Origin of the sequence: Tabrizicola sp. (assembly GCF_051645465.1) — a bacterium.
Taxonomy (GTDB): domain Bacteria; phylum Pseudomonadota; class Alphaproteobacteria; order Rhodobacterales; family Rhodobacteraceae; genus Tabrizicola.
In genome coordinates, this window is sequence record NZ_JBOFBI010000003.1 from 1 (window position 1) to 6,865 (window position 6,865).

A 6,865-nucleotide genomic window follows, 5' to 3' on the forward strand; every position below is an offset into this window, starting at 1 on the left:
TAATTTTGATTATGTAATGCGCTCTACAAAGATGGTGTGAAACAGTCGGTCGTCAGCATGACCAATGCTTCGGGGCAAGCACCGGGAATGGCCATCAGTTGGCGACACCAGAGCGGTAACTGGCTCGAACTGGCCCCGCGATGCTTGCGCTCAGATGTAGAACTTGAACGGCTGTCTCTCGGCATCCTGAGCACTCCCCATGACCAGCACATCGCCGACCTTGTCTGCAAACCGGACCGTAACCGGGAGGGAATCGGCGAACGCGGCCGAGTTGTAGTTAATCTTTGTGAGTTTCAGGATGTCCGACAGAACGACCGCGATGGAAGGTATGTCGCCTGTCGATCTCAGGATAGTCACCGAGATCGGGTTGGGCGTCTCAGGACCCATGTAGGTGTCGAGACGCGGCGTATACCCCGATGTCCAGAGAAATGCGTCCCGCTCACCTAGAACGACGGCAGTCCCGCGAATGCATGGGTAGTCACCATCCCGGAATAGCTTCATGTCCCCCGACGTGGGCCGTATCCGTACGCCGGTGATGGTCGTTCCCGACGGCGCCGCCTCGGCGAAGGCGTCCCATTCATCGGGGCTGAACTTCGTCTTGCCGTGAATGAACAGCTCCTTTGGATCCGCGCCGAACTTCGTCCGGTATGTCTCAATTACCCGCTCAATGAGGCCACGGGCGGCGTCCTTTGAAAGGTGGAACTCTTTGCCCTCGGTATACCAGGGGCCGTTCGCCCCGCGAAACACGACTCCATCGCCCTCGCTCAGAAACATTTGCGCGGCACAGCATGCATGGTGGTCGCGATGATTTGGGATCAGCTTGAAAACGAATCCGACGTAGCAAACCCCCTCGCGCATGCCCGCCACCTTCCACGGTGGCCTGGACTGACTCTTGTAGTAGAGCGCCGTCGCAAGATTCCAGGCGACCGTTGCTGGGTCCTGCGTACCCCTCTTAGGGCGCCCCAAGCGGTCGAGATGCCTCTCAGGAGCGATCGTCGTTTCGCGGATGATCTGGCAAGGCTGTGCGTGAACTAGGAGCTTGGCCTTCATCTGGCGGTGGAAGTCGGGAACGTCGTCGAAAATGTCCTCTGCGCTCGTGTCGAGCAGCCCATCGAACAGCGGCAGGATCTCTCGTCTCTTCGTCTTCTTGGCGAATTCGCCAGGGGTAAGATCCTGGGATTTTCGCCCGCTTCCGGTTGATCGGCATCGCTCGTGGACGATCTCAGGAACGACCATGAGCCAGACGTCGACGGCCGCTTCCTCGTTCCTGAGATGACGGACCACTGCATCGACATATAGATCGGCAGTTTTCGCCACAGCTTCGTGGTGATTTGCGATTGTAGTCGTGCGCTCGATATCTGCCAAATCGAGATTGCAGGTGACGATTGCCTTCTCCTCGACGGTAATCGCGTATGCCTCGCGCAGGCCCGGAAAGTCCGAAAGGTGAGGGCGGTCGGTCTTCTCGCGCTCACCCGCCACCGGTACCGAGATCCCGGCGTTCAGTCGTGCGAGCCAGGACTTCAAGTCCGCTATCCCCACTGCTGTGCCGACTACGCCGACGCGCACCACTGAGCCAGCGATTGGTGCGCCTGCAGGCCCATAAAGGTAGAGACCGTCCTTCGGATGGTCGAGGCGCTGGCCATGGCCGAACTCGAGATCTGGCTCATCAATGAAGAGCGTTGTCAACGATACCTCGGGCAAGTCCGTCATGCTTCGTCCTCCCCGAAGAATCCGTCGAGCGTCGAGATGTCCTTCTCCTCGGCCTCTTCGCCCAATTCGTGCAGCTGTCGAGCCGTCACGGGTACCGTGACCTGGACAGGCATGGCATCAAGGACGATGTAGGACCCCCCTCCCGCCGGCAGCGTCACATAAGGACTCTCGCCCGCCATCAACTCGAGAATGGCCATCAACCTCCCATGCCAGGCCCGGTTGCGCCATGCACTGCAGACGCCCCGCCGCAAGCGATGCTGCGTGCGCGGATCGTCGATCACCGCACCCTTCTTTATTCCGTCAAGTTCGGAGAAGAGGACACGCGCTTTGAGGCGGTAGTGGGGGAATGGAAAGAGGCTGGGATAGGCTGTGACCCCGAACTCCCAAACCTTTTTGCGTGCGATGTTACGGAGCACGGAAGAGCGTCGCTGTCCTTGCCGTCCCCATCGGATGCGCTTCCCAATGTCGATCTTGCCGTCGCTCGCGATCGCAGCGGACCCATTAGAAAAGATGTGCTGAAGAAAGCCCTGCTTCCGGCACTGCATTTCCCAAGCCAGCCGAAAAAGATTTACAAGGTGGCGACGGGCATCAATCGATGTGAGACTTGAAGGTGGGTGCCCGTTCTCGTTGAAGTCAGCATATGCGACGGACCAGACGGTTTCAAAGCGCCCGGTTGCCGGGAACGCCGCCTCGAAATCTGAAGCTGTCGCGAAGGAGAGGTATCCGCCTGCATGCTCGAGAGCCGGAAAAGGCGACTCCTTCGCCAAGGCCGCGCTCCGCTTCTCGCCGAGACTTCCAATCGGCCTAACATGATAGACCTCGTCAGGGACCGTCAGCACACGCAGCCAGTTCGAGGTAAGGACCTCCGGCTCTTGCCTTAAGGCCACCGCTTGGCGCCGCCGGTAGGCCGCCCACCCGGGCTGAATGGCTCGGGCGTCGGACCGAGGCACGTTCTCCTCTTCCAGAAACTCAAGGAGCCTTGTCAGGCCGCCCGCCCAATTTCGTTCGAAGTCAATGTATTGGAGTCCTCCAATCCCGAATAACTTCTTGAAGCGCCGCATCTTGAGAGGAACGATGAACCGCAGATCGTCGAGGGATCGGGAAAGATCCTTGGCAATCTCAATCTCCTCAAGGACCCCTTCGCGGGCCAACGTCTCATCACTGCAGCAAAGGAGCATCTTGACCGCCTCGTCCTGCAGAGTTCGGGTGATCTTCAAGCGCCACCCGTCTCCAGGAGACAGGTCGAGGATGTCAGCAAAGACCTCATAGCCGTGAGCCTCGAGGCGGGGAGCCAGCCATGTCGCAAAGGCATCATCCCCAGGCGTCGCCTTAGAAATGAATATCTTGGTGCGTGGTGAAATTTCTTTTCCAGTCATGACGAAAGGATAGCTTGGGCAAACGACCTTTGTAAGCCAAAGCGAGAGTCAGCGCACGATTATCGCGGAGGGTGGTTACCCCACTGCGCTAGCGGAGATATGAAGATTGGCGCAGTCTGCAAGAAATCGAGCCTCCCTAAAGAAGAGGACGACGCAGCCCGCAGCTTGACCAAAGCATCAGCCAAATCCATACTCCGCATCGAGCAACCACTAGTTGAGAAGCCGTATTCTTTATGTTGTATAATCAATGCATTACTGTATAACTGGGTTGGCAAGACAATGACTTTGAAGCTCATCCCAGTAGATCACGGAGAGCTTTGTCACGGCTGGGCATGGTCTATCGACGACGAGGACGCCCTAGCCGAGCGCGTAGCACGCATTGTGATCGGCCAGTATCGCCACGTAGCCAAGATTCTTAGTGGTGCGGGCGTGCCTGGGCCCACTGCCAATGCAGAGCAGGCGAATGCAGCGATCAAGCAGCTGACATTGGCGGCGGGGGAGGATCCTTGGCACCGTGACGGTTGGCTGTTCCAAGCAATATCGTGGATCGCTGCGCACCAACAGCCTTCCGCTTCGCTCACCCGGATGCCACATATTCGCAAGGCCGACAAAGGCTTCGACGGAATGCAACTGGAATTGGACGAAGCCGGCACATCGGTCACTGCGGTCGTCATCTTCGAAGACAAGGCCACCGATAACGCCCGCAAAACGATCCACGAAGATGTTTGGCCAGGGATCAAAGCTCTCGAAAGAGGCGAGCGGCAGAATGAAGTTTCCCAAGAAGTCAGTGGGATGCTTGATGCTCGCGCCGCTGCCGATCCCAAGTTTGATCTCGATAGTGCGATTGCTAACACCTTGTGGCGCGATGTGCGGCACTACCGCGTGAGCATCACCATCGGCGATACGCACAACAAAGTCAAAGCCCGCGCCAAACTGTTTAAGGGCTTCGATGAGTCTGCGCCCGGCGCTTCAGTCCGTCGTCGAGCCGACACTATATACCTCCCGGCGATGCGCAACTGGATGGCGAGCTTTGCGGCGCTTGTGATCTTGAAGATAAAGGCCATCGCCAATGTTTGATCCGACGACTGCGGCACTGATCCGGGCGGCTCCACCACTCGAAGGGCTCGATCTCGACAATCTTCCCAAGCGTCTTACTGAAGCATTTGCCGACATCGTCTCGGCAAGGATCCGTCTGCGGGGTGCTGCTGTCGAAGCGGACGATGCAGCGTTAGGGGCAACCGTCACTGAGCTTCGCCGTATTGCAGCAGCGCATGAGACCTATGCCGCCTTGCTTCATGATCGCGAGAATCGTGCATCGGCGGCCTTTGTTGCGGCTTCGGCACACCAGGCCATTTCCCTAGCCCGGCGCGGCGTCGAAACTCCCAGCCAAGTCGATGTTGCAGCGGTCAGCTCGGATGTTTGCGCCACACTACTCTTTCTTCTTGCAGAAGCGCATGCCGATGCGGCGGAAGCCGCCAAACGCATCGCGCCAAGACAGAGTGCGAGGCCGACCGAGCGCGCCCTTTTGCTGGCAATCCGCAATCTAGCGCAAGGTCGGCTTGGAGCTGTCATCAGCGCCGAAGAGCCTGTGATTGAAGTTGATGGCACGGATCTCGATATCCGCGCTCTCGAAGCCCTCCAACTACTGCTGCTGCGCGGCGTCACCTCTCTCGCACGGCAGTTGAACTTGCGCATAGATGTAGCGCCGGAGGCTGGTGGGCTAGTGCCAGCAAGCATGCTATTTGCGCAAGTACGCGCCCTGGCCTCCGAGCCGATCGAAGGTGCCGGCCTGGATGGCGAGACGCTGCTAAGCCTCTATTCCGGCCCTCTGCATCTCGCCAATCTACTTCTTGGGCTTGAGGGTGACCTGCTTGGGACCGCCCTGTGCCGCATTCCAACGCCGGGAGGGGTTGATGATAGTGGTTGGTGGCAAACGCTTCGCCGGATGGCAAGGCAGCGCCCTTTTCTCTGGCGCAACCACCGCGAGGCGGTCGAGAAGGGCTATCTCGAGCGTGGGGTATCTTCAGCGATAAGTTTTCCAACCGGTGGTGGCAAATCGACACTCGCCGAACTGAAGATCGCGACCGCGCTGCTCCGCGGAGAGCGTGTCATTTTCCTAGCACCCACGCTGTCCGGCATCACCACCCACGGAACAGTTTGGCGTGATTGCGTAGCGGAGGGTTTGTAGCTCATCTTGACCCCAGTTGGAGTTGAAGATGATGAAGAAACCGGTGACGACCAAGGCCCCTGCCGAGCAGGTCGTGAAAGACATCCGGCGCGCGACGCGCAAGTTGCATTCGTCCGAGGAGAAGATCCGGATCGTTCTGTCCGGCCTTCGTGGCGAGGATAGCATTGCTGAGCTTTGCCGCAAGGAAGGCATAGCTCAGAGCCTGTATTATAGTTGGTCAAAGGAGTTTCTTGAGGCCGGCAAGAAGCGGCTGGCCGGTGATACTTCTCGTCAGGCCAACACCGGCGAAGTGAAGGGCCTGCGCGCCGAGGCTTTGGCGCTGAAGGAACTGGTGGCCGATCTGAGCCTCGAAAACCGCCTGCTCAAAAAAAACATGACCGGGGCTGGGGGAGAAGGCGAATGAGGTATCCCGCCGCTGAGAAGCTTGAGATCATCCGGCTGGTGGCGCAGTCGCATCTGTCGGTCCGGCGCACCCTTGCCAAGATCGGCATCCCGCCCACCACGTTCTACCGGTGGTATGACCGCTTCGTCGAACACGGGCCGGAGGGGTTGGAAGACCGCCCTTCACGGCCTTCCCGGGTCTGGAACCGCATCCCTGAGGCCGTGCGGGACCAGATCGTGGACTTGGCGCTGGAAGAGCCGGAGCTGTCGCCGCGCGAATTGGCAGTCCGGTTCACTGACACAGAAAAGTATTTTGTGTCAGAGGCTTCCGTATACCGCCTGCTCAAAGCGCACGACCTCATCACCAGCCCGGCCTATATCGTCATCAAGGCGGCAGATGAGTTCAAGGACAAGACGACGGCGCCAAACCAGATGTGGCAAACCGACTTCACCTACCTCAAGGTCATCGGCTGGGGCTGGTTTTACCTTTCTACGATCCTCGATGACTACTCGCGCTACGTCGTCGGCTGGAAGCTCTGTGGCAACATGCGGGCCGAGGATGTCACCGACACGCTCGACATCGCCCTGACCGCGTCCGGCTGCAGCAGCGCAAAAGTTCTGCACAAACCCCGGCTTCTCAGCGATAACGGCTCGTCCTACATCGCAGAGGATCTGGCCAGATACCTCGAGGATAAAGGCATGAAACATGTCCGCGGCGCCCCGATGCATCCCCAGACCCAGGGCAAGATCGAACGATGGCACCAGACCCTCAAGAACCGCATCCTGCTCGAAAACTACTTCCTCGAAGGCCAGCTTGAGGCTGCCATCGCCGCCTTCATCGAGCACTACAACAACCACCGCTACCACGAGAGCATCGGCAACCTGACCCCGGCTGACGTCTACTTCGGGCGCGACGAAACCATCCTGGCTGAAAGGAGGCGCATCAAACAGCAGACCATCCAAAACCGCCGCTTGAACCACCAGCGTCAAGCAGCATAACCTGAACCCGATGAGCCCCAGCTCTCCGCTCCAAAATCAGGCCGCCTGTTCCAAATCATTCGACGACGGACAATTACGCCGCATGACGCGGTCACACCGCCCGCAGCGATGCGTTTGGAACGGGCGATCGATGCCGTGATGCCGCGCATCCGCATCACGGAATTGCTCTGGGAGGTGAATGCGCAGACCGGGTTCCTTGATGCCTTCACCG

At 58.8% G+C, this 6,865-nt stretch carries 5 protein-coding genes; 3 read left to right on the forward strand and 2 right to left on the reverse strand.

The features are described 5' to 3' along the window. Nucleotides 1–150: 150 nt before the first annotated feature. Nucleotides 151–1,710: an argonaute/piwi family protein gene (locus ACRCSW_RS00130; protein WP_438701968.1), complete on the reverse strand. Its 1,560-nt coding sequence runs from the start codon at nucleotides 1,708–1,710 to the stop codon at nucleotides 151–153. Beyond that, nucleotides 1,707–3,086, reverse strand: coding sequence for a toll/interleukin-1 receptor domain-containing protein (locus ACRCSW_RS00135; protein WP_438701969.1), 1,380 nt, complete (start codon nucleotides 3,084–3,086; stop codon nucleotides 1,707–1,709). The genes ACRCSW_RS00130 and ACRCSW_RS00135 overlap by 4 nt, the downstream gene beginning before the upstream one ends. Nucleotides 3,087–3,185: 99 nt before the next feature. Between ACRCSW_RS00135 and ACRCSW_RS00140 the strand changes: the two genes are divergently transcribed. The 3 genes from ACRCSW_RS00140 (at nucleotide 3,186) to ACRCSW_RS00150 (ending at nucleotide 6,654) form a co-directional block, all read left to right on the forward strand. Then, nucleotides 3,186–4,163, forward strand: coding sequence for a hypothetical protein (locus ACRCSW_RS00140; protein WP_438701970.1), 978 nt, complete (start codon nucleotides 3,186–3,188; stop codon nucleotides 4,161–4,163). Beyond that, complete coding sequence (locus tag ACRCSW_RS00145; protein WP_438701971.1) at nucleotides 4,156–5,274, forward strand: hypothetical protein; 1,119 nt, start codon at nucleotides 4,156–4,158, stop codon at nucleotides 5,272–5,274. The genes ACRCSW_RS00140 and ACRCSW_RS00145 overlap by 8 nt, the downstream gene beginning before the upstream one ends. 28 nt (nucleotides 5,275–5,302) lie before the next feature. Next, a protein-coding gene (locus ACRCSW_RS00150) for an IS3 family transposase (RefSeq protein WP_438701972.1) occupies nucleotides 5,303–6,654 on the forward strand; the annotation gives its coding sequence in 2 pieces (ribosomal slippage) (nucleotides 5,303–5,639 and nucleotides 5,639–6,654; 1,353 coding nt in all). The last annotated feature ends 211 nt before the right edge of the window (nucleotides 6,655–6,865 follow it).

Excerpts from the sequence above, each read along its gene's own strand:
- ACRCSW_RS00145 (WP_438701971.1), top strand. The coding sequence starts at position 4,156 with ATGTTTGATCCGACGACTGCGGCACTGATCCGGGCGGCTCCACCACTC.
- ACRCSW_RS00140 (WP_438701970.1), top strand. The coding sequence starts at position 3,186 with ATGAAGATTGGCGCAGTCTGCAAGAAATCGAGCCTCCCTAAAGAAGAG.
- ACRCSW_RS00130 (WP_438701968.1), bottom strand. The coding sequence starts at position 1,710 with ATGACGGACTTGCCCGAGGTATCGTTGACAACGCTCTTCATTGATGAG.
- ACRCSW_RS00135 (WP_438701969.1), bottom strand. The coding sequence starts at position 3,086 with ATGACTGGAAAAGAAATTTCACCACGCACCAAGATATTCATTTCTAAG.